The sequence below is a fragment of the Bradyrhizobium ferriligni genome (assembly GCF_056837965.1).
In genome coordinates this window covers 89176-114330 of record NZ_JBXEJO010000022.1, presented here as the reverse complement: position 1 = coordinate 114330, position 25155 = coordinate 89176, and the positions used below count along the sequence as shown (strand labels likewise).

Genomic DNA, 25155 nt, shown 5'->3' with positions numbered 1-25155 from the left:
ACATCAAGGGCCAGGGCATCTACGCCTATGTCACGCTGATGAAGGGCACCGAGCCGACGGAGGCGCTGCGCAAGGAGCTGGTCGCCTGGGTCCGCAAGGACATCGGGCCGATCGCCTCGCCGGACCTTATCCAGTTCGCGCCCGGCCTGCCCAAGACGCGCTCCGGCAAGATCATGCGCCGCATCCTGCGCAAGATCGCCGAGGACGAGCCGTCGAGTCTCGGCGACACCTCGACCCTGGCCGATCCGGCCGTGATCGACGACCTCGTGCAGAACCGTCAGAACAAGCGATAACGCGAGCGCACCATGAAGATTGACACGATCGCGATAGGCCGAGTGGAGTCAAGCGGCGGTACCGTCGTTGTTCATCACCGTCAACGAAGCCCGGGAAAGGGGTGTGCCGATGACGTATGCGCGCTGATCGAGGGAGTATTGCCATCCTCGCGCACAAAATCTCCATTCGGCGCAGGATTGAGATGAGAATCGTTCTTCTAGGGCCGCCTGGCGCCGGCAAGGGAACGCAGGCCTCTAAGCTGTCGCAGCTTCTCACCATCCCGCAACTGTCGACCGGCGATATGCTCCGCGCGGCTGTCTCCGCAGGCATATTGCGGAGCGCATCAAGCAGCCAGATGCAGCGCGAGGCTTTATCCTGGATGGACTTCCGCGAACGGTCGCTCAGGCCGAGAGCCTCGACGAAGTCCTCGACAACAAGGGGCTGGATTGCGTGCTCGAGCTCAAGGTCGATGAACAACATTTGCTAAACCGAATCGCCGGGCGAGCCATGCAGGCCCGCCAAAGCGGCGCGGCAGTGCGAGCGGATGACAACGAGGAAGTGCTGCGCGTGCGCCTAACCACCTATGCCGGCCGGACAAAGCCACTCACCGACTATTATGCCGCCCGAGACCAGCTCAGAACGATCGACGCTTCGCAGGCTGTGGATCGTGTCACGGCGGCACTCGTCGAAGCGATTGGATAGCCTCGGCGGCGCGACCCGCGTTGACGACATTCCAATTGCCCTGTCTGCCTGTGCTGGAAGCAACTTCATTCGCGCTTCGGACCCGGCAGCCATCCAATCTGCATTTACAACGCTGTTTACCAAGGCGTCGCCTGTCCACCTCACAGATTAGGATCGCGCGACGGTCGGAGCCGCCCCCTGATATCGCGTGTGTTGTCTGAGAAATTATGGTTGGTTGTTGATCATGAACCGTCGTGTAGAGATTTCGATGTGGACGAATTGATCAGCGACAATCGCCAGATCCTCCCCATCCCTCTGTCAGCGAGGAGGGGCCTGCTCTATCCGGCGTTTGCGTGGTCGGGGTTCACCTCGGCCTTCAGTCTCGTCGTCATTGGAAACCGGCTCCAATCCGGTCTTGGAACTGTCGATGGTCTTTTCGCCGTTGTGCTTGGTTGCTGGCTTTTGTTCGCTTGTGTCGCTGCAATCGGTTCGCGGCGGGGCGTTGGGGGCTCAATTCGCAGTTGATGCTCGAAGCAGTGTTCGGCCGACTTGGTGCAGATATTCCTGGAGTTCTTCTGGCATTTCTGGTCGCAGGCTGGTTCGCGTTCCACGTGGTCCTGACCAGCGCAGTCCTGCGTCGAGTCATGCAAGTTGAAAGTGGAAGCGATGCAACTATTGCCGTCATCGGTCTGCTGTTCGCGGCGCCTTTAATACTAGGAGTGAGCCGCGGGTTTCGAGTCGCAGCGGTCGCTTATCCTGCAATGCTTTGCTTCGGGGGTGTCGTCGCGACGACGCAAATCGTGCCGGCTTGGTCCACGCTGCTGGACGGGCCACTACAGGGAGCGCTTCCATTCGGAACGGGGTTTGCTTGGCGTTCGGGACCTTTGCCGTCAGCGGAACGATGACCGGCGATATTAATCGGCAGCATTGCTGGGACGCTCTCGTCTAAGGCGGCCCGCATGGAGTACACCTTGCGGACTCACTACGACCGATGCAGAGCGGACCCATCCGACCGGAGATAGTCGAGTATCCAGTTATCCGTGGGGTCACGCGTCAACAGGAAGCAGCATCTCTCCTTCGCTGTGCGCGGGTCAGCTACTCTCTGACGTTCGCAAGTGGAGGGTCCAGCCAACCGAAGACCATTTTGAGCCATTTGGCCGTCATAGGCGCGAGTGTAACAGACCAGCAGCTCTATCCGGAGCTAAGGTGCCGGATACCGGGCTCCAGGTTTGGCTGTCGCCAAGGATCATTGAGACTTGTTCAATTATTCGTGCAGTCCGTCTGCTCTAAATAGAACGGCCCGCGGACACCCGCGCTGAACGTCTCGGCGGCGCCCAAAGCTTCAATGAGGCGTGCTTTGGGGTCATTCCAGTCGCGTGTTGATCTCAGCGAGCCGAGCGCTATCGCATTACCGCATCCGCACGCATCGAACCCATGGACCGATTCTCCAACTTGGTAATCGTCGGAGATATGGAACAGCCGGGCGGCATAGCCGACAAGGAACGTCCCGCCGTATTCAGCAGAATCCCTCATCCTAGCAAAGCCGCCATGCTTCATTCGAGCTCTCACGGCGTCGATGAAGTCGGTGACCATGTAAGTCATCACATCGATACCCACGCGCGGCCTGTTAGGATGGAAGCCAAACGCCAAAAGCTGTCCCATCCGGAATGAGCTGGTAAAGCCCATGACGAAATCGCCGCTCCGGAATACCTTCCTGTCGTTGCGGACGACGAGAGAATAGTTCGAGTCCAAAGCAGCGCTATCGCCGCCGATGTAAACAGTGCCTTTATTAACCAGTCCAACAATACACGTCATTGCGCCCTCAATCTCCTCAGCTACGGTCCGGAAGCAAATTACGGTTCATCGTGAGAACGAATTAGGTCCCTTCTGACGCATAAAAGAACGACCTGATTTCATTTCAATGGCTGGTCGACCACCGCGCGCCAGGCCTTTGCATGTCCTACCTCATCATTCTAGAACAAAATCAGACGTGAAGCCTAAGAAGGTCGAGCGCGTGAAATGATTGGATCAATGGCGTTATCGTTCGCAACGATGGGCTTACCAGAAGTCACGACGGCCTTTGCAACTGCTCCCTCGACTGGCCAGTTCAGCATCGCCACCTTCGCGCTGCAGTCTGCTATTTAGGCCGATACCCCCGGTCTACGCCGGTTCTATAGTTCGCCGCACGGCGATCTCCGGGCGGAATCTGTATTTGCGGCGACGCAGGTCCGCTCAGAAGATGATCGGGGGCGATGCGGTCCTGAACAAAGCAAGCAATGTACCAATCTGATTACGTATGTTTAAAGAAATTTCGTAGGAGTTCGTCGCGTCAACATCAAATTGAGCTCGCGATGTCGCCTCATTGCCCATCACCGAGATGCCGTGGTCGCCCGGCGATCACTGGTTTTAGGGGTAAGGCCGACGCGGCGAATTATGAGTAGGCGCCTTAGACTGGCGCCGATACAGATTCGGCTTGAATTCTTGCGGCGAGGGCGAGACAAAGCCGTGATCGTCGGGTTTGCAACAGACCGGACGCGGCATCCTGACAGCGCGCCGCGCATGCAGGCGTGTGGCCTTTGTGTGGCTGAGCCGGAGTCACCTCCTAGAGCCAGCGGGTATCATTGCAAAGGCGGCAGCGCGGTGAGGCAATGATGAATCCTCCCCGATACCATGAAAGAGGGAATGCCGCACTTTACCTTCGGCAGTTGGCAAGATTACTCGATTTCGACGATCAGCCTCAGCGCAACCCAGATCGCCTTTTGCTCGATGCGTTTGGTGTGAGGCTGCATCTTACGGATCAGCGGCGGCGTCAGGCTTTTTGTGGAGATCGGCGGCCGAGGCCGTGTCGAAGCCGTGGTCGACCTTGCCGGCGTGGATCATCTCGTCCCCCTCACGCCGGCCAGCATAGATGTCGTCCTATTCATGGCCGTCCAGCGCAAAGCCTTCAATGTCGCGAGAGCAAATCCCTCCTGCACGCGGACTCTCTGAGTCAACCCTGTGCATGTCGGCTTTGCCTAGATACTTCGAGATGAGATTTGCATCCTGCCTCCTGGAAAACGAGTGTCGCAATCGACCGATTCCGAGTCGACCTAGGATGATGACAATGCCCAAGAAGAAGCTTGAGTGGCACACGGCCGCGTACGAGACTGGCCCGTCGCCCGACCCGTCTGTTGTGGAAGTTTGAGTCGGACCGAGAACAAACCTTGGTATAGACTTTGCAGCCCATGCGATATCACCCGCTTACCTTTGTAGAGTTGAGCATCCGCCAGGTTGTCCATACTTTCGATTTCAAAGCTGAATCATTCGATCGAACGGGTCGAAGCCTTGAACTGACGCGATTCACCTAGACGGTTTTGCGCTCCATTCAGACTTGAGCACGAGAGTAAATGGAAACACGTGAGCCCACCTCCACATCCTGAGGCGGACCTCAGGCTGATTACGCGCAAAGAAAGACTTGGGTCTTTATCTTGCGAAGGCGCTCCCTATTCGAGATCGCACTCAGCCAAGCGGGGCCGGCGTCCGTTATAAGCAGCGAGGATGGAAGAAGCGGAAGGCTGAGCCTCTGCTTGGGAACATACGAGCCTTTAGAGCGGCCGCTTTAGTTTCCCTCATAGCAGGGGTCTGGCCGCAGTTGCCGCTTTAATGACGATGGCCGCCGCGCGACTTGCTAGCGAGTCTGCGTCACCCTCTTTGAATGCGAGTCGAGATGACATTTACAGAGCTTTTCATCAAGCGTCCGGTTTTATCTATCGTCGTCAGTTTCCTAATCTTGCTGATCGGCCTTCGCGCGGCCGCTGTTCTGCCAATCCGCCAGTATCCCAAACTGTCTAATACAGTCGTCAATATCACGACCTCCTATCCTGGCGCCTCCGCCGACATGATCCAGGGGTTCATCACCACTCCTCTGGAGCAGGCGGTCGCTTCCGCAGAGGGCGTCGACTATGTCACTTCCTTATCTGTGCTCGGTGCCTCGACGATCCAAGTCTACATCAAGCTCAATTTCGATCCCAACGAGGCACTCACCGAGGTGCTGTCTAAGGTCAATTCAGTCAAATCGTTAATCCCGAAGGAATCGAACGATCCGGTCGTCACTAAGTCAACCGGTCAGGCTACCGCTGTCATGTACGTCGCCTTCTCCAGCGAGGAACTGACGGCCAGCGCGATCTCAGACTATCTCTCGCGCGTGGTGCAACCGGTTATGTCGACCGTCGACGGCGTCGCGGCGGCAGACATTCTGGGCAGCCAGAGTTTTGCGATGCGGCTATGGCTCGATGCTGCGAAAATGGCGGGACACGGCGTGTCGCCGGCAGATGTTTCGGCTGCAATCGCCGCCAACAACTTCCAGGCCGCGGCCGGCCAGACCAAGGGCTATTTCACTATCTCCGACGTCACGACAAACACCGACCTGCGGAGTGTCGATGACTTCAAGCGCATGGTCGTCAAAGCCAATGACGGCGGCTTTGTACGCATGGAGGACATTGCGGCAGTCGAGCTTGCCGCGCAGACCACAGACGTCAGCGTCTCCATGAACGGCGAGCACGCCGTCTTCATCGGCGTCCAGGCGAGCCCGCAGGGCAATCCGCTAAACATAGTGCGAGGTATTCGGGCGCTGTTTCCAGAAATGGAGCGTAACCTGCCGCCGGCACTGAAGATGAAAGTAGCCTACGATTCCACCAAATTCATTCAATCGTCGATCGATGAAGTGGAGAAGACGATCATTGAGGCTGTCGTGATAGTGGTGGTGGTCATCTTCCTATTCCTGGCTTCGCTGCGGTCGGTCATCATTCCTGTCGTCACCATTCCGTTGTCGCTCGTCGGTGTCTGCAGTATGATGCTGGCGCTGGGGTTTTCATTCAATCTCCTTACCCTCCTTGCGATGGTGCTCGCGATCGGTCTCGTTGTCGACGACGCGATCGTCGTGGTGGAGAACGTTCATCGACATCTGGAAGAGGGTGCGCCGCCCCTCCAGGCTGCTACGAGAGGCGCGCGCGAGATAGTGGGTCCCATTGTCTCCATGACGATTACGTTGGCCGCCGTATACGCGCCCATCGGTTTTCTCGGGGGCCTCACCGGTGCGCTGTTCCGCGAGTTCGCGTTTACGCTGGCGGGTGCGGTGATCGTGTCGGGTGTGATCGCTTTGACGCTGTCGCCGATGATGTGTTCGGTCTGCCTGAAGAGCGCTGAGGAGGGGCGGTTTGCAAGGGTTGTGAACCGCGTGTTCGGCGCCACGACACGCTGGTACGGACGCAAGCTCGACCGCTCGCTCGACTATCGCCCGATTACCGGGCTGTTCGTCGTGACCATGCTGGGTCTCGTCGGTTTTCTCTATATGCACACTTCCAAGGAACTCGCGCCGGAGGAAGATCAAGGGATTGTATTCGCGCTAACCAAGGCGCCGAGATACGCCAATATCGACTACCTCGACTATTACGGCGCCAAGCTCGAAAAGGCGCTTCGGAAGTTTCCCGAGACCGATTTGAGCTTCGTGCTCAACGGCACTAGCGGCACGCGGGGAGGGGTGGCCGGCATGTTGCTCAAGCCTTGGGATGAGCGAAAGCGGTCATCGATCGCGCTAAAGTCCTTTGTCCAGGTCGAGCTGTCCAAAATCGAAGGTATTAACGCATTTACTTTTAGCCTGCCGCCGCTTCCGGGAGGCACGGACGGGCTACCGGTGCAGATGGTGATCAATTCGACGCTAGGTTTCCAATCCGTCTATGAGCAGATGTCAAACCTGAAGGATGCCGCGCGCAAGAGCGGTCTGTTCATGATCAGCGATTCTGACCTCGAGTTCAATCAGCCCGTGGTACGAATCAAGGTCGATCGATCGAAAGCCAACGATCTTGGCATCACCATGCAGAATATCGGTAACGCGCTCGCCACCCTACTTGGCGGAAACTACGTCAATCACTTCAATCTGCAAGGTCGTTCGTACCAAGTGATTCCGCAGGTGCCCCGCGAGAAACGCCTGGCCCCGGAAGCGATCGGAAACTATTATGTGAAGACTGCGAAAGGTTCGATGCTTCCGCTATCTACCGTAGTCTCGGTGGAGACTGCGACTGATCCGAACGCACTCACGCACTACAACCAGCTCAACTGCGCGACCTTTCAAGCCGTGCCGATGCCCGGCGTCACGATCGGTCAGGCCGTGGACTTCCTGGAAGCGCAGGCAAAGAGACTGCCCGCAGGCTTCAGCCACGACTTCCTTGCCGACGCCCGGCAATATGTACACGAGGGCAACCAACTGGCCATCACCTTCGCGTTTGCCCTGATCGTCATATTCTTGGTGCTTGCGGCGCAGTTCGAAAGTCTGCGCGATCCCCTCGTTATTATGATCAGCGTGCCGATGGCAATCGTCGGCGCTTTGATACCGTTATTCTTGGGCTGGGCGACGATCAACATCTACACGCAGGTCGGGCTGCTGACGTTGGTCGGGTTGATTTCCAAGCATGGTATCCTGATGGTTGAGTTCGCCAATGAACTGCAGTTCAAGGAGCGACTTGACCGTCGCTCGGCTATAGAGATGGCGGCGCGCGTCCGGTTGCGTCCAATCTTGATGACGACGGCGGCGATGGTCACGGGCCTCATACCCCTGTTGACCGCAACGGGAGCTGGCGCCGCGAGCCGCTTTTCGATCGGGCTGGTGCTTGTCGCTGGCATGTCTATCGGCACGCTCTTCACTCTCTTCGTGCTGCCGGCGGTCTATGTCGCGATCGCGTCCGATCACCGGGCCGACGCGAGTGCCGGTCACGCGAAGAACGGCACCGAGGCTGAACTGACCGGCGCTGCTGATGCCCAGCTGGCCAAACAATAACGATTAATCAATCCGCGTTCGCTCGATTGCTGCTCCGGATAGGGCGTTGTTCGCCGACCGCGGTGATTTCATCGACTCGAAATTCACGAGGGTACCGAAGGATGATGTCCGCCTGCTGCGCCTGTGTCGACCCATCGTTCGCCCGAGGTGAAGGACTGCATCGCAAAAAATGCGGCCGCTTCATGATGCCGGTGTGGTCAGCGATAGAGCCTGGTACGGCCTCATACTTCTCGCGTAACGAGATCGTCGCCACATGCTGCCCAGCTTGGCGAGCGTCAGGCGCCCGGCGAAGAACTTGTAAACGCTGAAAAGGTGATGTTGCTATTATCCCAACGGCACTGGAGAGAATTGCTTTACTCCCGTCTGAGCGCGTCGCATGCTAGTTGAAAACGACGACCTCTGGGTTGCAATGGCCTTATGGCCGAGTTGCCGACAGTTCAAGTCTACCGGGGACTATTCGGAATTGGTCGTCAGGAGCCTCGCATCTACGACCGCCGCGGTCAGGGCTTCGATACGAAAACCAGCGATCGATAAGCCGAAAAATAGACTGACACGTATTAGCTGAGTGATCGCGGTCGGGTAGGGGAAGTACAACGCAGCTTCGTACAACCGAAGTCGATAATAGGAGAAACAATTGAACCTCGTGCTTGGCCACGACCGAAAGCCAATGTGAAGGCGGCCGGAGCTGTGAAGCGAGGGATCAGAATCTGCCGCAATCCTGATGACCAATGTCCACGTCTGATTCGCTGACGTGTGATCGGACGCCCTCCGGACTGGGAAAGTTAAGGAAAATGCCTGAGTTTGATGGTGCTATGTTGTTTTTGGCGGCAACAACGTGTTTTGCCGCGTTCGTAAATGGAGCCATTGGCTACGGCTTTTCGTCGCTCACTGTACCCCTTGCGCTGGTTTTCTACACCAATCGCATTCTCAATCCGGCCATTGTTATCATCGAAGTCGTCGTCAATGTTTACGTCCTCTTCATCAATCTGAAGGGCGTGCCGGCGGTTTGGAGACGAGTGTTTCCCATCTTGCTTGGGCTCTTGCCAGGCATTGCGCTCGGGGGCTATGCGTTGGCCTCACTGCAGCCGGGCTGGATCAAATTCGCCACGTACACGATCATTTTGCCCCTGATCTTGTTGCAAGCCGCGGGCTGGCGCCGCCCTATCGAAGCAAGCTGGCTGATCGGTCTGCCATTCGGGTCGATGCTGGGCATCCTCTATTCGGTGACGACTATCTCCGGACCGCCTTTGGCTATGCTGTTTAACAACCAGGGCCTGGTCAAAAACGAATTTCGCGCCGGCCTGGCCCTGGTTCGCGTAGTGGAATCGAGCGCGACTGCCTTTGTCTATTACAAGCTCGGCCTTTTCATTTCCGAAAGCGGCAGCCTGCTTTATGCCTTTATACCCAGTGTTTTGCTCGGCATCCCACTGGGATCCCACGTCATTCGGCGGCTTGATCCGGAGATGTTTCGACGCATTTGCATGAGCTTTGATGCTTGGATCGTGGGCTTCGGTCTGTCACGGGTGTTGATCGAGCTCGATCTCGTGCAGAACGCCTGGGCTTACAGCGTGATGACGGCGACAATACTGATCGATTTTTGCTTGCTATACTCATTCTTTACCACGCACAGTCCGACTTGGTCAGAGCGACAGTCGCGGCGCTCCGCGGATATAAGGCGCTTGAGGGATGCCGACGACCGGCTCGCTATCGAACGCGCGCGCTTCCTGGACCTAACCAGATAGCAAAGGTAATTGATGACTGCACGCGACGCCGATGCTGCCCTTCTTGGCGCCAACATAAATGGTAGCGGGGATTTGATTGATTGCTCCATGACAACCCAGCGCTCTGACGCCGGGAATTTGGAATCGCAGCTCTGATTTTCCGTCACGTTCGGATGGTCTGCCGCGATCCGATGCCCCGGTGTAGTGTAGAAGTTCCCCGCGGTCAGCTCCGGTCCTCCGTGAATGTTCGTTGTATTGAGCTCGGGCGTAGCTCAGCGCCTTTGCTTTTACGAGAGCTTCCAGACTGACAGAAAATGCTGCCGGGGAGCTGACGGCCGAGTTTGCGCGAGCTGTGGTGTTCTTCTCGAAGTACACGCAAGGTCCGGGTGCCGTCGGCTTTGTGCGCTTTGCGACAAAGCCAACTCGAGTTGTTGCGCCTCTGACCGTCGGAAACAAGCAAAGACTAGCGTCCTTCGTACGGCTAGCCTATCCGAGAAAGATAGGCCAAACCGGCGTCCGCGGCTTGACGATCATTCCGCGTTGGCGCTTGCCCTCTGGGGGGCTCGAGTTTTTGCGATGGCATCGCGTTTGCAGGGATAAACAATGTCAACGCGAGGCCATCGTCGTCGAGCTGCGGACCGCTTGCAGGCGGCGCACACAGGATGAGGGGCGCCGCGCTCACCAGCCCCTTCTCTCAGGAGTGCCTGTGATACCATCTGCCAATTGGGCTGCCGGCCTGCTTGGGACGCGGCTTGCGTTTTTTGTTGCCGGATTTGGCCTCGCGGCGTGGGCGCCTTTGGTGCCGCTCGCCAAGGAGCGGCTCGCGGTAGATGACCGCATGCTTGGTCTTCTGCTGCTCTGTCTCGGAATGGGATCCGTTCTCGCTATGCTTTTGACCAGCGTGTCGAATGCGCGGTACGGCAGCAAGCCCATTATCTTCGCGGGTGGACTCGGCCTCGCGCTTATCCTGCCGTGGCTTGCTATCGCCGGAACACCTCTTGCGCTCGGTGCCACGCTGTTTGCGTTCGGCGTTTCACTGGGTGCGATCGATGTAGCCATGAACATCTATGCGATTGAACTGGAGCGCGCCACCGGCCGTCCATTGATGTCCGGCTTCCATGCCCATTACAGCATCGGCGAATTCACCGGCTCTGCCGCCGTGACTTTGTTCCTTTCGCTTCAGCTTGGTCCGCTTTTTTCGACGTTGGTGTGTTCGACGTTTATGATGATCGCGATTGTGTCGGCCTGGCCGCGGTTGACCGCGACGAGTGTAAGGCAGCGGGGGCCTGTGTTTGTCTTGCCCCATCGCAGTGTGGTGCTAATAGCTGCGCTCGCGGCTATCACGTTTCTTGTCGAAGGTGCAATGCTTGATTGGAGCGCTTTGCTTCTCGTTGGGCAAGATCTTCTCGCTGAGGCGCATGGAGGTCTTGGCTGTATGCTCTTCGCCATCGCGATGACTGCGGGACGTCTCGGCGGAGATGCCGTGGTGGAGCGAATCGGCGACCGTGCCACATTGATGCTCGGAACTCTACCAATCATGATAGGCTTCCTGGCTGTGGTCGCCGCGCCGGTTGCGGGGATTGCCATGGCGGGGTTCCTTCTTATTGGATTGGGTATTTCAAATGTTGTACCTGTACTGTGTCGCCGCGCCGGCAAACAGAAGGTGATGCCGGTAGGCGTTGCAATCGCGGTCATCACGACAGCTGGCTACGCGGGTATACTGATGGGTCCCGCCAGCATCGGGCTCGTTGCACACATGACCGGCTTACCTTTTGCGTTCGGCATGTTAGGCGCGCTCATGTGCATCGTCACGCTGTCGGCGCGGATGGTTATGGCCGAACATCGCTAGGCCGCCGATCGAGAGGAAAAGCACACCGGCACGTTTCGAGCCAATGATCGGCTGCGGCGCCGGCGTTCAAGGCTGAGAGTCGATCAGCTCTCAACCTGATAGCAGTAAAACGGTACGTCTCGATCACAACCATTCCTCTGTTCCTGCGAGTTGGCTCGCTGAACCGTAGCTAGGATGTGCGTGTCACTTGGATGATCGAGCGTCCAACCGAGCGCTGCTGACGAAGAGCGTTGGGCAACGCGCGGCAAAGTTAATCGTCACGCGAGCGACGGGGCCAGCTAGGGGATACCCGCGCACGGATCCTCGGATGGGCCTGCTTACGCCACTTTTCGGGGATAAGCAGTGCCGTCCATTTGCTGTCGGCGAGATATGCCCGATACGCTAGCTGAATGCCATCTTCCAGCGAGGTCTGGGCACGCCAGCCGAGCCCGGCCAGACGACTGATGTCGAGCAGCTTGCGCGGCGTGCCGTCCGGGCGCGACGTGTCGAAGCTGATCTCACCGCGAAAACCGACGGCGGCCGCGACCATGAGTGCGAACTCGGCGATGGTGATGTCCTCGCCGGTGCCGATATTGACCAGTTCCGGCGAGGAATAGGTCTTCATCAGATGGATGCAAGCGTCGGCGAGATCGTCGACATAGAGGAATTCGCGGCGCGGCGTGCCGGTGCCCCACACCGCGACGTTGCCGGCGCCCGAAACCTTGGCCTCGTGGAAGCGGCGGATCAGCGCGGCGACGACGTGGCTGTATTCGGGGTGATAATTGTCGCCGGGGCCGTAGAGATTGGTCGGCATCACGCTGATGAAATCCGCGCCGTACTGGCTGCGATAGGCCTCGGCCATCTTGATGCCGGCGATCTTGGCGATGGCATAGGGCTCGTTGGTCGGCTCCAGCGGGCCGGTCAGCATCGAATCCTCGCGCAGCGGCTGCGGCGCCAGGCGCGGATAGATGCAGGACGAGCCGAAGAACATCAGCTTCTCGCAGCCATTGGCGTGCGCTGCCTGGATCACGTTGCTCGAGATCGCCAGATTGTCGTAGAGAAATTCGGCCCGCAGCGTGTTGTTGGCGACGATGCCGCCGACCTTGGCGGCGGCGAGGAACACGGCCTGCGGCCGCTTCGCGGCAAACCAGGCGTTGACCGCGGCTTGGTCGCGCAAATCGACCTCGCTGCGCGACACCGTCAGGAGATCGGCCTGCTCGCGCGCCAGCCGGCGCATCAGCGCCGAGCCAACCATGCCGCGATGGCCGGCGACGAAGACCGTCTTGCCCTTCAGCTCAAACGCCGTGCTTGCCATTGGCCGCGTCCTGCCTGGCCTCGACGAGATCGCTGGCGACCATTTCCTTCACCAGCTGCGCGAACGGCGTCTTCGGCGTCCAGCCGAGCTTGGCGCGCGCCTTGCTGGCGTCGCCGATCAGAAGATCGACCTCGGTCGGGCGGAAATAGGTCGGATCGATCTGCACCAGGGTGTTGCCGGACGCCTTGTCGACACCGACCTCCTCGACGCCCTTGCCGCGCCATTCGATGCTGCGGCCGACCTCGGCAAACGCCAGCTCGACGAACTCGCGGACCGACCGCGTCTCGCCGGTCGCGAGCACGAAGTCGCCTGGCTCGTCGACCTGCAGGATCCTGTGCATGCCCTCGACATAGTCGCGGGCGTGGCCCCAGTCGCGCTTGGCGTCGAGATTGCCGAGATAGAGCTTGTTCTCGAGGCCGACCTCGATGCGGGCAACGGCGCGGGTGATCTTCCGCGTCACGAAGGTCTCGCCGCGGATCGGGCTCTCATGGTTGAACAGGATGCCGTTGCTCGCGAACATGCCATAGGCCTCACGGTAGTTCACCGTGATCCAGTAACCGTAGAGCTTGGCGACGCCGTAGGGCGAGCGCGGATAGAATGGCGTGGTCTCCTTCTGCGGCACCTCTTGCACGAGCCCGTAAAGCTCCGAGGTCGAGGCCTGGTAGAACCGCGTTTCCCTTTCCATGCCGAGGATGCGGATCGCCTCCAGCAGCCGCAGCACGCCGATCGCGTCGGCGTTGGCGGTGTATTCCGGGCTCTCGAAACTGACCTGGACGTGGCTCTGGGCGGCGAGGTTGTAGATCTCGGTCGGCCGGATCTGCTGCACCAGGCGGATCAGATTGGTCGAATCGGTCATGTCGCCATAGTGCATCAGGAACGACACGTTGCCGAGATGCGGGTCCTGGTAGAGATGGTCGACGCGCGCAGTGTTGAACGAGGACGACCGGCGCTTGATCCCGTGCACGGTGTAGCCGAGACCGAGCAGATATTCGGCGAGATACGCGCCGTCCTGCCCGGTAACGCCGGTGATCAGCGCAACGCGCCGCTTTGAATCCTGAGCCGCCATGGTTTCTCTTAGTTCCGCCGGAACGAGGGCGCCCTTTCGAAACGCGATTTGCGAAGCGCTTTCTCGATCTAGATGCGCAAGCGCGCACCATCCGCAATAAGGGAAAAGCGATCGTTACTCTAGTCATACACTTCACATGGAAATGCGCACTATATACATTGATTTATTCTCGACTGTACCATTCAGATTCAAGAAAAGAACGTCAGCTAACACACGCGACCGGCCTGACACCCCGCGATGATCCTAAGCAAACGAGCTGAACGAAAACGCCGCACACGCAGCCCAGTTAGACGCGCTGCTCCAGCGATGTTTCCTGTGAGATAGATGCCGACGGTCTGTGTTCCCTATCCATCTCCAGGTACATGCTGTATCCATTTTGCGTGGTCCGCCACGGTCGAATAGAGCGATGTGCTGAGGTGCGGTTGTCGTCGCATTTATTGGGAATGACGGCATGCAAGCCAGCGCACAGTGAAGCTGCACACCAATCTCGTGTTCTACAAAGCGCCGCACCTAAGAGTCCGAATAGAGCACGTAATCTGGTCAATAGGGGCATCGACCTCTGCGCTTCTGCCAATAGTGCAGCTCGCGTAGGAAGTGGACGGTAGACGCAAGACGAAATGATGAAGAGTAGCAAACGTCGGTATAGTTCTTCGAACGTTTCGATATCGAAAGCTTACGTTCGTACAATAGGGTGTTCGATGCCAATCGTATAGCTTACATCCGAGTATGATGAGCGTCTTAAGCCGGCACGAACACAGGACAATACATACTAGAGCGGCTGCGTAAACACACCGACACCCAGCCATGTGGAGAGTGCCGTGAGGCTGCATCCTTCTGTCCAATGGAGCGCGGCCGGTGCAAGCCTCTCGTGGAGACCCTCGGTGAGGTGCGGGGACTCAGTGCCCCCACACTAGCTGCTAACCGGATCGGCCGCATCGCCGCTCGTTTCTCGGGAGTTTGAGCTGAAGAGCCGTGAATGGCTCATCAGCGACGATGAGCCAAATAAGACATGACATTTTACTGTGAGACAACTGGTCTGTCGATCTGGTTCAAATGTCCTCAATCTATGAAGCCTGACGCCCTGCGCGATATATCCTCGCACCAGGCTTATTGCGACGCCGGTCGTTATCGTCGCCATCGAGCAACAGATCTGTTTGTGCCAGGGTTAGATGCCGCACCAAGCCGCGCAAGCGTGCCTGCATATAGAGCCCACCTCGAAGCAGTCACGCCATTCGCAGCCGCATCGCAGTTTGTACTCGATAGCGGACAACCAAAGGCGGAGCGTGGCTGGGCGAGGCGATGATGGTTGAAGAAACCGAACTCACGCCTGTGAATGCGACGGTGACAGGCAACTGCATCAAATTCAAAACTCGATACCCATTCCCAATTGAGCGCGAATTTCGTGAAAATGCTCCTTTAGGGGACGTTTGGCTTCTTGAACTTGGGCTGCACTGATCGATATGTGTGGAATAGTAGGCATCTTGGGACGTGGTCCGGTCGCTGGGCAATTGGTCGCTTCTCTCAGACGATTGGAATATCGGGGCTATGACTCCGCGGGCGTCGCGACGCTCGAAGGTCTCCGTATCGAGCGCCGGCGCGCTGAAGGTAAGCTGAGAAACCTTGAGGAGCGGCTGCGCGATTATCCGCCGTCGGGTCATAGCGGTATTGGTCACACTCGCTGGGCGACGCATGGAAAACCGACCGAGAGCAATGCTCACCCGCACGCAACGGAAAATGTGGCGGTCGTTCATAACGGGATCATTGAGAATTTCCGCGAACTGCGGGACGAACTGGAGCAAAATGGAGCTCATTTCAGTTCAGAGACCGACACCGAGGTGGTGGCGCATCTCGTCGAATCGTACCTCAAGAATGGCTACTCGCCGCAGGATGCGGTACAAGCCTCGCTGCCACGACTGCGCGGAGCTTTCGCTCTGGCATTCCTGTTCAAAGGCCATGAGGATCTTTTGATCGGCGCGCGCAAGGGGTCGCCCCTTGCGATCGGGCATGGTACCGGCGAGGTTTATCTGGGATCTGACGCGATCGCACTCGCACCCTTGACCGATGCCATCACCTATCTTGAAGACGGCGACTGGGCCGTGCTTACCCGCACGATCTGCATGATCTATGGCGCAGACGGGACTGTCGTCCATCGGGAAACATCAAAGTCTGGCGTGTCGTCACTCCTGGTGGACAAGGCGAACTACCGTCACTTCATGGCCAAGGAAATCCACGAGCAGCCGACAGCGGTCGGGCAGACATTGGCGCATTATCTCGATATGGCGGCCGAGCGCATAGCCCTGCCGCTCACACTACCGTTCGACTTTAACTTCATTCAGCGCATCTCAATTACGGCGTGCGGCACGGCAAGCTATGCCGGTTATATCGCCAAATACTGGTTCGAGCGGCTGGCGCGCCTGCCTGTCGAAATCGATGTTGCGTCCGAGTTCCGCTACAGGGAGGCGCCTCTGCGCCACGGTGATCTCGCGATCGTCATCTCGCAGTCGGGGGAAACTGCCGACACGCTGGCTGCGTTGCGCTATGCCAAGAGCCAGGGCCTGCACACGATATCCGTGGTCAACGTCCCGACGTCGACGATCGCGCGCGAGAGCGAATCCGTGCTGCCGACACTGGCCGGTCCAGAAATCGGCGTCGCCTCCACCAAGGCATTCGTCTGCCAGCTGGCGGTGATGGCGGCGGTTGCCGTCGCAGCAGGCAGGGAGCGCGGCATACTGTCCGAGATCGATGAATCGAAGCTCGTACGCGAGCTCATCGAAGTGCCTCGGCTGATTGCTGCGGCGCTGTTGGTCGAACCACAGATCGAGAAGCTCGCGCGTGATATCGCAAAGTCGAGCGACGTGCTCTATCTCGGCCGAGGCACATCGGCGCCCCTGGCGTTAGAAGGCGCGCTCAAGTTGAAGGAAATCTCCTATATCCACTCGGAAGGTTATGCCGCCGGCGAGCTCAAGCACGGACCAATCGCATTAATCGATGAGACCATGCCCGTGGTAGTGATAGCGCCTTACGACGACGTCTTCGAGAAAACAGTCTCGAACATGCAAGAAGTCGCCGCTCGAGGCGGCAACATTATTTTGATCACCGATGCGAAGGGCGCTTCGGACGCGACGGTGGATACGCTCATGACCATTGTGTTGCCAAACATGGCTGCAAGCTTTACGCCCATGGTTTATGCCATCGCGGTGCAACTGCTAGCCTATCACACCGCCGTGGTTATGGGGACGGACGTGGATCAACCGCGTAATCTTGCAAAATCGGTCACTGTTGAATAGACGCGGCAGGAACGTCGACGTGCTCTCCCGCGGCAGTTCTGCGATACAAGAACATGACAGATAATAGTCTGGCGCGCCGCCGCGTCCTGACGGAGATTATGGAGACTACGATCTGGGTAGGCTCTGTCCGGCGCCAACTAACCCTCGGAAGGAGGGCGATCCGATGGCCCGAAAAGGCGAGCTTTCGGCCGCCTTCATTCGTGATGGACGCCTAGCATTACAGTTGCAGTTTTCGTTTGAGGTGAGCGGGCCGTGCGTCGGCCTGGTGAGCTCGCCGCCAGAGCGACCATGCGAGAACACGGTCGATCGAGATGCACCGTTGAGCGAGCTTGATAGCGATGCGACGGATTTCCTGGATCGGCCAGCGACGCCGCGCACGATCGAAGATGCCCGGATCGAGGCAGTGATCGTCCGCACCCTTGAGACGAAACCGCCCAACGCCACTCACTGGAGCTCGCGCAGCATGGCGAGGGCCAGTGGACTGTCGGTCTCGACGGTACAGCGGATATGGCGCACCTTCGGCCTGCAACCGCATCGGTTGGAGACCTTCAAGCTTTCAAACAATCTTGACGTCGTCGCCAAGGTTCGCGACGTCGTCGGCTCTACGTGGCCCCGCCCGAGCGAGCCATCGTGCTGTGTGTCAACGAAAAGCCGCAGATCTAGGTGCTGGATCGGAGCCAACCCTCGTTCCGCATGCGGCCTGGTCAGGTCGAACGCGCAGTCACGACTACAAGCGCCATGGCACGACACCGCTATTTGCCGCTCTCGACATCGCAACCGGCCTGGTCATCGGCAAGTGTTACGGGCGCACCACGCGCCACAAAATTCCGCAAGTTTCTGATGAGATCGAAGTCGCCGTGCCGGACGATCTGGACGTTCTTCTCGTCATGGACAATTGCGCAACCCTTAAGACGCCGCTGATCCGTAACTGGCTGGCCAAGAGACCGCGCTGGCACGACCATCTGACGCCAACCAGCTCATCCTGGCTCAATCAGGTCGAACGTTTCGTTGCCCGCATCACCGAGCGCAAAATCAGGCGCGGCATCTACCGCACCGTGGCGGAGCACGTGCTGAGATCACGTCCTTCATCGAACAGCACAACGCCGACCCCAGCCCATTCCGATGGACCAAATCAGCCGACGACATTCTCAGCTCCATCGAACGCTTCTGCGCTTACAATGTGTCAGCCAAGGCCTGAAACGAGATGAACTTCTGGTTTAGGACACTAGATTATGCGCGATGTCCCGCATACGGATTTTCGCCCGAAACGTCCGCGCGCCCATTGCTGCGCCGATCGCGGGCAATTTCCCGTGGAAAATGAACTCCCAATGCAAGGCTATCAAGTGGCGGGGTGCTGCCCCAGCGCGCTCGCGAAAATTGCGCGCTTCAGGCTTCGGTCATGGGCTGCAGGTGATGATCCCGCAGCTGAGGCGGTCATCTCGGCATCGCTGTCTTCAGCAGCACAGCAGCTGCGATGGAAGTGGACCCGAGGCGACATGGGCTTGTGCACCGGGAAAAACGCTTTTGGTCAGCTACTCGTCAGCGAAGCGGTCTAGCCAGGAAGGCTGCGCATTCTCGACTCTTCTATCGGAGATAAAATATGACGGGCATCGGCCGAGCTGGCAAACCGCACGTTGGAGCAGGAGCCGACAGCACTGGGGTATCGAGCAGTTCGAGCCTGGAGTTCGGCCTCGTCCCTGGGGAACGCAGTCAATCTTTCGACGCCGTCGTGGAGCGGATGCGCTCCGGGCCTCAAGATAGAACCGCGCCGCTCGTGAACCGGCAACCAACTTCGGATGTGGCGGCGCCAGGACGAGACGAGATTAAGGCAGCGAAGCGAACGGTGGGCAGCCTGCTTGAGGACCTTAATACTTGTCGTAGGGCAGCCACGCGCGGCCGGACCTCGTCCGAGAGGCAAGAGCTGATCGATCAAGTCGTCAAGGCAGGCTTAGCAGTTCTGGACTACTACGCTGCTCTGCCCCCAGGTTTGGCGGGGCGCATTCTGCCCGACGATCGGGCTCGCCAGCTCCGCGATGAGACGCTGGGCGCGGCCGACGAATGTAACGCCGTGGCCGCTACGATTTTCGATGGCCTCGAGAAGGGCAGACAGAAAGCAGCAGCCCTGCTCGGCAGGATCATCCGCACCGCTTCGCCTGATCAGCTGAACCGCGTGCTTTCAGGCGTGGAGCCCTACTATGAGCATTGCATGGAGTGGTGGAGAAAGAGGGCATTGCGCTCGGAGCGGATGCAGTCCGTCTGCGCGGCTACTGCCGGCCTACCAAGCAGCACGCCCGAGATGCGGAAGTCCGAAGAGGCCGCGCTACGGCTGCATACCGGCTATGCACTCAATACGAAGTGCAAGTATCTGGAATCGCAGATCACTCTCGCGCAGCTCTCCCTAGCGAGCAGGTTGGGACCAGCCGTGCGAGACGCCCTCATCGATGGAAACGGGCGGGTGCGTCTGCTCGGGACCTTCATCGAGGATGTTGTTCCGGCATTCGACTCGACGGCCGAGGCCGTGATGAACAGCAACGGAGCGGCGCTTGACGCTGAGCACCGCGACGTTCTGGAAGGAGTCATGGCGCGGCTTTCGGAATTTGCATCAGGAGTGAGCGGCATGGTTTCCAGCCTGACGGACGCCGGAGCGGGAGCCGATCTGCCGTTAAAATTGCTGGACCAGATCGTGGAATGTGCGTGGCTTACAGCGGACGAAGTCACGCGGCTGCTGGCAGTTCAGCCAAAGACGCCGGCCACGATTGAACCGCCGGCTTGGGCTGCGCTGCCGGAACATACTGCCGGGGTGGGCGAAGGCACTGCAGCGCGCAGGAAGGGCAAAGGCAGGCGCGCAGCGGCCGCAGGCGAGGGGAGTTCGACAGCTGGGAGCGCTGAGCCGCAGCTCGCCGGGTCCGACGCTGGCACGGGCCCAACACGCAAGGTTATCGTACTCTCGGATCTGGGTACAAAGAAACTCACGAGCGCGGAGGAGGCCCGCGCGCAGGCGTCATCGTCGGCGAGCGGAAACCTGACGATGTGGCAGGCTCCGCCCTCGAGAGAAGCGCTGACGGGACTGCTCAAGCGATTGGACGAACTTTTGCAGTTCGATCTGCCGGCTCAGCAAAGCGCCGTCTCACAAGCGCGTCAGATGAAACCCGAGGACGCCGACCACGTCCTAAATATCGTCGTCGAGCGCCTCCACAGACAGGCCGCCGAGATCGAAGCCTGTGTAGCCGCGGTGGAGGAGCCTCGTCGAAGTGGCTTGCTCACGCCTGCGCAAGTGCCCGAAGTGCACGACAAAATAGTCCGGCTCAAGGCGATGTATTCCGAGGTGCAGGGACAGGCAAACTCATTGAAGAGGCAAAGAGCCGCGATCATGATCGATTGCATGAAGAGCTACGGCTTTCCCTCGCAGAAATACCTTGAGCGGTTGCGGGCGGCCGGGGAGTTGGAGCCTCCGGATCCACCGCGCGCGTTGAGCGGCGATCCGGGGACGCTGTTCGAGACTAAGCTGCGGCCCAAGGCACTGCGCAACGGTGCGGCGGCGAATCCGATGTGGGTGCACATCCATACGAAGCGGCCGGTACATGCGTGGCAGTTGGCGACGGCAGCTGACGCCGACTTCGCCGCTTGCCATGTGAAATCCAATGAACAGCGCGGCTACAATCGGCACTGGCAGAGCGCGCGAGCCGCGATGGGGCACGAAAACGTCGTGATCCACCGCGGCAAGCTCACGCCTGCATTCTGTAGGTCCTTGTTGAACAACGCAGTTGGCGGCCTGTCCGACGTCAGATAATTTGAGACTGACTAGGCTTTTCGCGAAGAGAGGCTCTGGCTCATCTAGGTTAGCATTACAGTTGCATGTTCCTGAGAACTCTGAATCCATGGCGACCATGATTCGGGATCTGATGATTGGTGGCACGTCGGTTGAAGATACGCTGACGCTGTGGGCTTCGTCGTTGGCGACGTGACGGATTCAATGAACCCTATTGGAAAGCGCCAACCCGACTTCATGGAATTTAAACGACAGGGCAGCGGGCTTAGCTTCCAAGAAGTTGATCGGGATCGTGTCTCGCGCGAAGCGCTCAGATCAGACATAAGATTGGCGGCCGGTTGATCGCTTCAAGTGTTTCCGCCGCCGCCGTTCTCCTCCAGTGCGGCATCGAGGTACTCGATCAGCGTATGTCCGGCGAAGGGCTTGGCCAAGAAGCCAGCCGCTCCCGCGCTCAGGGCAGAGGCGCGCACGCGGTCATTGGGGAAGGCAGTAATGAAAATGAATGGCACACCGTAGCCACGGGTCCGCATTTCCGCGAGCAAGTCCAAGCCGCTCATAACCGGCATCTGCACATCCGTAATTACACAAGAGGTTTCGTTCAACCGCGGTGACCTCAAGAACTCCTCGGCCGACACAAACGTTTGAACGACGTAGCCACGCGATTTCAAAAGGTTCTCTGTCGCCGCACGGACCGATGCGTCGTCATCAACGACAGAAATCAAAGGCGTGGACAAGACAGGCCCTCCTGGCGCGGGACTAGCGACTGCCGAGGCATTAGCCATCCCTGGGCGAAAAGTGGGCTTGCGCGGTTAAATTGTAAAATCATACTTAGGTTTGTTCGGGACGGTTAGCACGGAGTCCCAGCGTCTCAGTCATCCTGATCAAATCCGCCAGCGACCGGGCCCGCATCTTTTTCATCACGTGTCCCCGATAGATCTTGACCGTAATCTCGGCGAGCCCCAGCTCGGCAGCTATCTGCTTGTTCATCAAGCCGGTAGCGACTAGTTTCATAACTGCCTGCTCGCGCGGGCTGAGGGTCTCAAATAGGGACTTGAGGTTCACGACGGTCTGCTCGGCTGCCCGTCTTTTGCGATCACGTTCGGTCGCCGCGATCACAGCGTCCAGCAGTTCCTGATCGCGAAACGGTTTTGTGAGAAAATCGACCGCTCCACCCTTCATGGCCCTGACGCTCATGGGTATGTCGCCATGGCCTGTAATGAAGATGATGGGAATATGAATGTTCGACTTGGCTAGCTCAGTCTGGAACTCAAGGCCGCTCAAGCCAGGCAGCCGGACATCAAGAACCAGGCAGCTAACGACGTCCGGAAGCTTGCTCTGCAGCATTTCTCGGGCCGATCCGAATGCAACGACGTCCAGGCCGACGGATTGAAAAAGGTTTGTAAGCGACCGACGCATCGAGAGGTCATCTTCGACAATGAAGACAATCGCATTTGCCGATGCCTCTGCTCTGCTGCCTTCGCGCTGGGAGTTTGAGCGTTCGTTCACGACACCACCTCCTTGTGCAACGGCAGGTCAAACCGAAAGCTCGCTCCGGGCCCCTGCCTGTGGACGATAGAAAGACGCCCTCCGTGAGCTTCCACAATCGAGCGGCAGATTGAAAGGCCCATGCCAAGGCCGCTCGATTTTGTCGTGAAGAAGGGGTCTAACACCCGATCGACGTCATTCTCCGCGATGCCGACGCCACTATCAGTCACCGCAAGCCGCACGTGTTCCATATCGTCCCTAGATGACTGGATCAACAGTTCGCGCGTCCGGTCCGTAACTGCGTCCATAGCTTCGATCCCGTTCATCACCAGATTGATAATCACCTGCTGCAGCTGAATCCGGTCTCCGAGGACGGCGGGCAGCGCTGCCGTCAGCTCTGTTTTCAGTGTCACCTGGTGGCTAACCAGCTCACGATTCACCAGCGCGATGACGTCCTTAACGACGTCATTGATGTCGAGCGGCAGCATTTCGATCTCGCCCTTTTTCGCAAGGGCACGAACGCGACGGATGACCTCGCTTGCCCGGATTGCGTCTTCGATTATCCATTCAACGGATGAGCGCGCGGCGGAAAGATCAGGAGTTTTGCGGCCCATCCAACCGAGGCACGCGTCGGCGTTGCTGATAATCGCGGCGAGTGGCTGGTTGATTTCGTGGGCGATGGAGGTGGTCAGCTCTCCTAACGTCGTCACGCGCGTCACATGCGCGAGCTCCGCCTGTGCCTTCCGCAGCTCTTGTTCGGCCTGATCTGCGCGGATAATAGCGGTGATGTCGGTGCTGACGCCACGGTAGCCAAGAAAATTGCCGCTTACGTCAAAAAATGGCTTACCGCTCGTCCGGACGTAGATCGGACATCCCATCCGGTTGACGGTGCGATAGACCAAATCACGAAATGGCAGATGTGCCTCTAGCCTTGCACGATGTTGCCGCCATTTCTCAGGTTCGTCTTCCAAGTCGCAAGCAATGTCCCAACGCGGCAGGCCCAGGAGGCCTGTGGCCAGGATTCCCGCAGCGCTGGTATGTTCCGATAAGTGAGTGACTTTATGGTCTGGCCCGGTTTCCCAGAGCCAGTCGGAAGCTGTTTCAGCGTAGTCGCGAAAGCGCTGCTCGCTTTCGCGCAGCGCAGCAAGTGTGCTTTCCAGGCGCTCTCTGGCTGCGTATTGCTCAGTGACATCCATATGTGTCCCGATGAGCTCGGCGATATTGCCGTCGGAGCCAACCACGACATGGGCCACAGAATGTATGTGCCTCATCGAGCCATCCGGGAGCAAGATTCGAAAATCATATTCGAAGCGGTCTTGCTCGCCGTCTCTCGCAAGTCGCTGCACTTCCTGAAGCCGCGGCAGGTCGTCCGGATGGATCCGCGAACGAATAGTCTCTATGGACACGGTCTCTTGCGGGTCGAAGCCGAAGAGGCGATTCACTTCGGCGGAGCGATACACAAAATCGAGTCCGTGGACGTCCCATGACCAACTGCCAGTATGACTGAGATGCTGGGCTTCGGCCAGATAGGCCTCGCTGCGGCGTAGCTGCTGCTCTACTTGCTTTGTAACTGTGATGTCCGTCGCTGCCCCGACAAACTCGATTTCGCCAGAGGCAGTTGTCGTGGCTCGCGCCTGCGCGCGGATGTGCTTCACCGAGCCGTCCGGTAGCAGCAACCGGTATTCATGCTCGAACTCCTGTGGGTCTTGCATCGCTCGATCGATCGTCTGTTGGACGGAAGCTCGATCTTCCGGGTGCGTGCGCTCGACGACGAGTTGCGGGCTTGGTATCGTCTTCGGATCCAACTGGAAAATTCGAAAAAGCTCTTTTGACCAAAAAACCTCGCCAGTGGCGAAGTTCCAGCCGAAGCTGCCCGTGTGGCTCAACTCCTGCGCTTGAGCCAAATGGGCTTCGCTGCGCTGTAAGGCAAGCTCCGTCTGCCGTTTTTCGGTGATATCTTCGCAGGAAATCAGGACAACCGACTTGTCATCGGCCCAAAGCATGGCTTTGGCATTTTCTCGCACCCACAGGACCGCGCCGTCTTTTCTGACTTTTTGGGCGTCCCAGGTTTGCGATTGACCGATATCTTCAAGGCATCTGCGAATGCATGTGCGAGCGAACTCGCGATCCTCCTCCAGAAAGAGCCTCAGAACGGATTGACCGATGAGTTCGGAGCGCGCATAGCCGAGGTGTGTCGCGCCGAACGTATTGACGTTGAGGACGGTACAGGCTTCGTCGACCATGACATACATGGCCGGATTGTGCTCAAAGATTGCGCGCCACCGCTTTTCACGGTCCTTCAAATCGGCCGTGCTGCGCCGGAGTTCGGCCGCGGTCTCATGCGCAGCCTCTCTTTCCTGGCGGATCTTTCCAATCAGGTGCGTTCCGACAATCGAGACGGTAAAGAATGCGACAACCACCAGAAGAACTTGGGGGTCGTCGATCCGCAGACTGAACGCCGGCGGCGCAAAGTAGTACGCCAAAGCGGCAATAGCTAAGACCGAAAGCGCGGATGACGCGATAAAGCTGCCGATCAATGAAAACAGCAATATAACCAGCAAATAGCCGAACGCCGTCGCAGCGAAATGTGTTTGAAGGTACAAGGAAGCTAGCGTCACCACCGCCAGCGTTATGCTGCCGAAAGTAAACTGCGTGGCGGAACGTTTGAAGTTATTGATCTGGTTATACATTTTTGGACCGTCCGGCCCTTTCTCCGGCGGGTGAGTTATAACATTTTAGGCAAAAATGGGGCAATCCTTTCCGCTCCACGCTCAAGAGCGGTTCCGGGTAAATTGCTTACAGCTGAACTCAGCACGTGCCGAAGAAAGGCGCATTACAAACCTAGGTATAGTTGTTCTAAACCTTTCCAAATGGCGCGCCGACGTGCGTACAATCGAGGCTCAGATGTCTGTTTTCCTT

General features: G+C 58.3%; 15 protein-coding genes and 1 pseudogene. 10 read left to right on the top strand and 6 right to left on the bottom strand.

Going from position 1 to position 25155, the window contains the following annotated elements:
- Together AC1VNY_RS15490 and AC1VNY_RS15485 are read left to right on the top strand one after the other, a co-directional pair.
- On the top strand, window positions 1-293 hold a 293-nt coding region (locus AC1VNY_RS15490; RefSeq protein WP_482405795.1), incomplete at its 5' end, for an AMP-binding enzyme.
- A 182-nt stretch (window positions 294-475) separates the two neighbouring features.
- Window positions 476-975, top strand: a pseudogene (locus AC1VNY_RS15485) (adenylate kinase family protein).
- A gap of 1239 nt (window positions 976-2214) precedes the next feature.
- On the opposite strand, the gene AC1VNY_RS15480 reads toward AC1VNY_RS15485, so the two are convergent.
- Window positions 2215-2769 carry a hypothetical protein gene (locus AC1VNY_RS15480; protein WP_482405794.1) on the bottom strand — a complete coding sequence of 185 codons (555 nt, stop codon included), beginning with the start codon at window positions 2767-2769 and terminating at the stop codon, window positions 2215-2217.
- A 1891-nt stretch (window positions 2770-4660) separates the two neighbouring features.
- On the opposite strand from AC1VNY_RS15480, the gene AC1VNY_RS15475 reads away from it, so the two are divergent.
- The 3 genes from AC1VNY_RS15475 to AC1VNY_RS15465 all read left to right on the top strand — a co-directional run bounded on the left by AC1VNY_RS15475 (window position 4661) and on the right by AC1VNY_RS15465 (window position 11335).
- Window positions 4661-7765 (top strand): efflux RND transporter permease subunit, encoded by a 3105-nt coding sequence (locus AC1VNY_RS15475; protein WP_482405793.1) that lies wholly within the window; start codon window positions 4661-4663, stop codon window positions 7763-7765.
- A gap of 791 nt (window positions 7766-8556) precedes the next feature.
- Entirely contained in the window at window positions 8557-9507 is a 951-nt protein-coding gene (locus AC1VNY_RS15470) for a sulfite exporter TauE/SafE family protein (protein WP_482405792.1), read from the top strand.
- Between the two features lie 688 nt (window positions 9508-10195).
- The gene (locus tag AC1VNY_RS15465) at window positions 10196-11335 is read left to right on the top strand and encodes an MFS transporter (protein ID WP_482405803.1); all 1140 of its coding nucleotides are present in this window, start codon (window positions 10196-10198) and stop codon (window positions 11333-11335) included.
- Window positions 11336-11585: 250 nt separating this feature from the next.
- Here the strand turns inward: AC1VNY_RS15465 and fcl are convergent, their stop codons facing one another.
- A complete protein-coding gene (gene fcl / locus AC1VNY_RS15460) occupies window positions 11586-12629 on the bottom strand; it encodes a GDP-L-fucose synthase (protein WP_482405791.1) in 1044 nt (347 codons plus the stop codon).
- On the bottom strand, window positions 12610-13695 hold the full coding sequence (gmd, locus tag AC1VNY_RS15455) for a GDP-mannose 4,6-dehydratase (protein ID WP_482405790.1): 1086 nt from the start codon (window positions 13693-13695) through the stop codon (window positions 12610-12612). Before gmd ends, fcl begins: the two co-directional genes overlap by 20 nt.
- A 1302-nt stretch (window positions 13696-14997) precedes the next feature.
- Here gmd and AC1VNY_RS15450 point away from each other — a divergent pair.
- The 5 genes from AC1VNY_RS15450 to AC1VNY_RS15430 all read left to right on the top strand — a co-directional run bounded on the left by AC1VNY_RS15450 (window position 14998) and on the right by AC1VNY_RS15430 (window position 20772).
- Window positions 14998-15150: a hypothetical protein gene (locus tag AC1VNY_RS15450; RefSeq protein ID WP_482405789.1), complete on the top strand. Its 153-nt coding sequence runs from the start codon at window positions 14998-15000 to the stop codon at window positions 15148-15150.
- 5 nt (window positions 15151-15155) lie between these two features.
- Window positions 15156-16982: a glutamine--fructose-6-phosphate transaminase (isomerizing) gene (gene glmS, locus AC1VNY_RS15445; RefSeq protein ID WP_482405788.1), complete on the top strand. Its 1827-nt coding sequence runs from the start codon at window positions 15156-15158 to the stop codon at window positions 16980-16982.
- A gap of 635 nt (window positions 16983-17617) precedes the next feature.
- Complete coding sequence (locus tag AC1VNY_RS15440) at window positions 17618-18190, top strand: transposase (protein WP_482405787.1); 573 nt, start codon at window positions 17618-17620, stop codon at window positions 18188-18190.
- Between the two features lie 24 nt (window positions 18191-18214).
- Window positions 18215-18538 carry a hypothetical protein gene (locus AC1VNY_RS15435; RefSeq protein ID WP_482405786.1) on the top strand — a complete coding sequence of 108 codons (324 nt, stop codon included), beginning with the start codon at window positions 18215-18217 and terminating at the stop codon, window positions 18536-18538.
- Between the two features lie 44 nt (window positions 18539-18582).
- Window positions 18583-20772, top strand: a complete 2190-nt coding sequence (locus AC1VNY_RS15430) for a hypothetical protein (protein WP_482405785.1) — start codon at window positions 18583-18585, stop codon at window positions 20770-20772.
- 326 nt (window positions 20773-21098) lie between these two features.
- Here AC1VNY_RS15430 and AC1VNY_RS15425 read toward each other — a convergent pair whose 3' ends face one another.
- From AC1VNY_RS15425 to AC1VNY_RS15415, 3 genes are read right to left on the bottom strand one after another with little or no spacing between them, the layout of a single operon-like run.
- Window positions 21099-21533: a response regulator transcription factor gene (locus AC1VNY_RS15425; protein ID WP_283064245.1), complete on the bottom strand. Its 435-nt coding sequence runs from the start codon at window positions 21531-21533 to the stop codon at window positions 21099-21101.
- Between the two features lie 46 nt (window positions 21534-21579).
- Window positions 21580-22257, bottom strand: coding sequence for a response regulator transcription factor (locus AC1VNY_RS15420; protein ID WP_482405784.1), 678 nt, complete (start codon window positions 22255-22257; stop codon window positions 21580-21582).
- The gene (locus tag AC1VNY_RS15415) at window positions 22254-24926 is read right to left on the bottom strand and encodes a PAS domain S-box protein (RefSeq protein ID WP_482405783.1); all 2673 of its coding nucleotides are present in this window, start codon (window positions 24924-24926) and stop codon (window positions 22254-22256) included. Before AC1VNY_RS15415 ends, AC1VNY_RS15420 begins: the two co-directional genes overlap by 4 nt.
- Window positions 24927-25155: the final 229 nt, after the last annotated feature.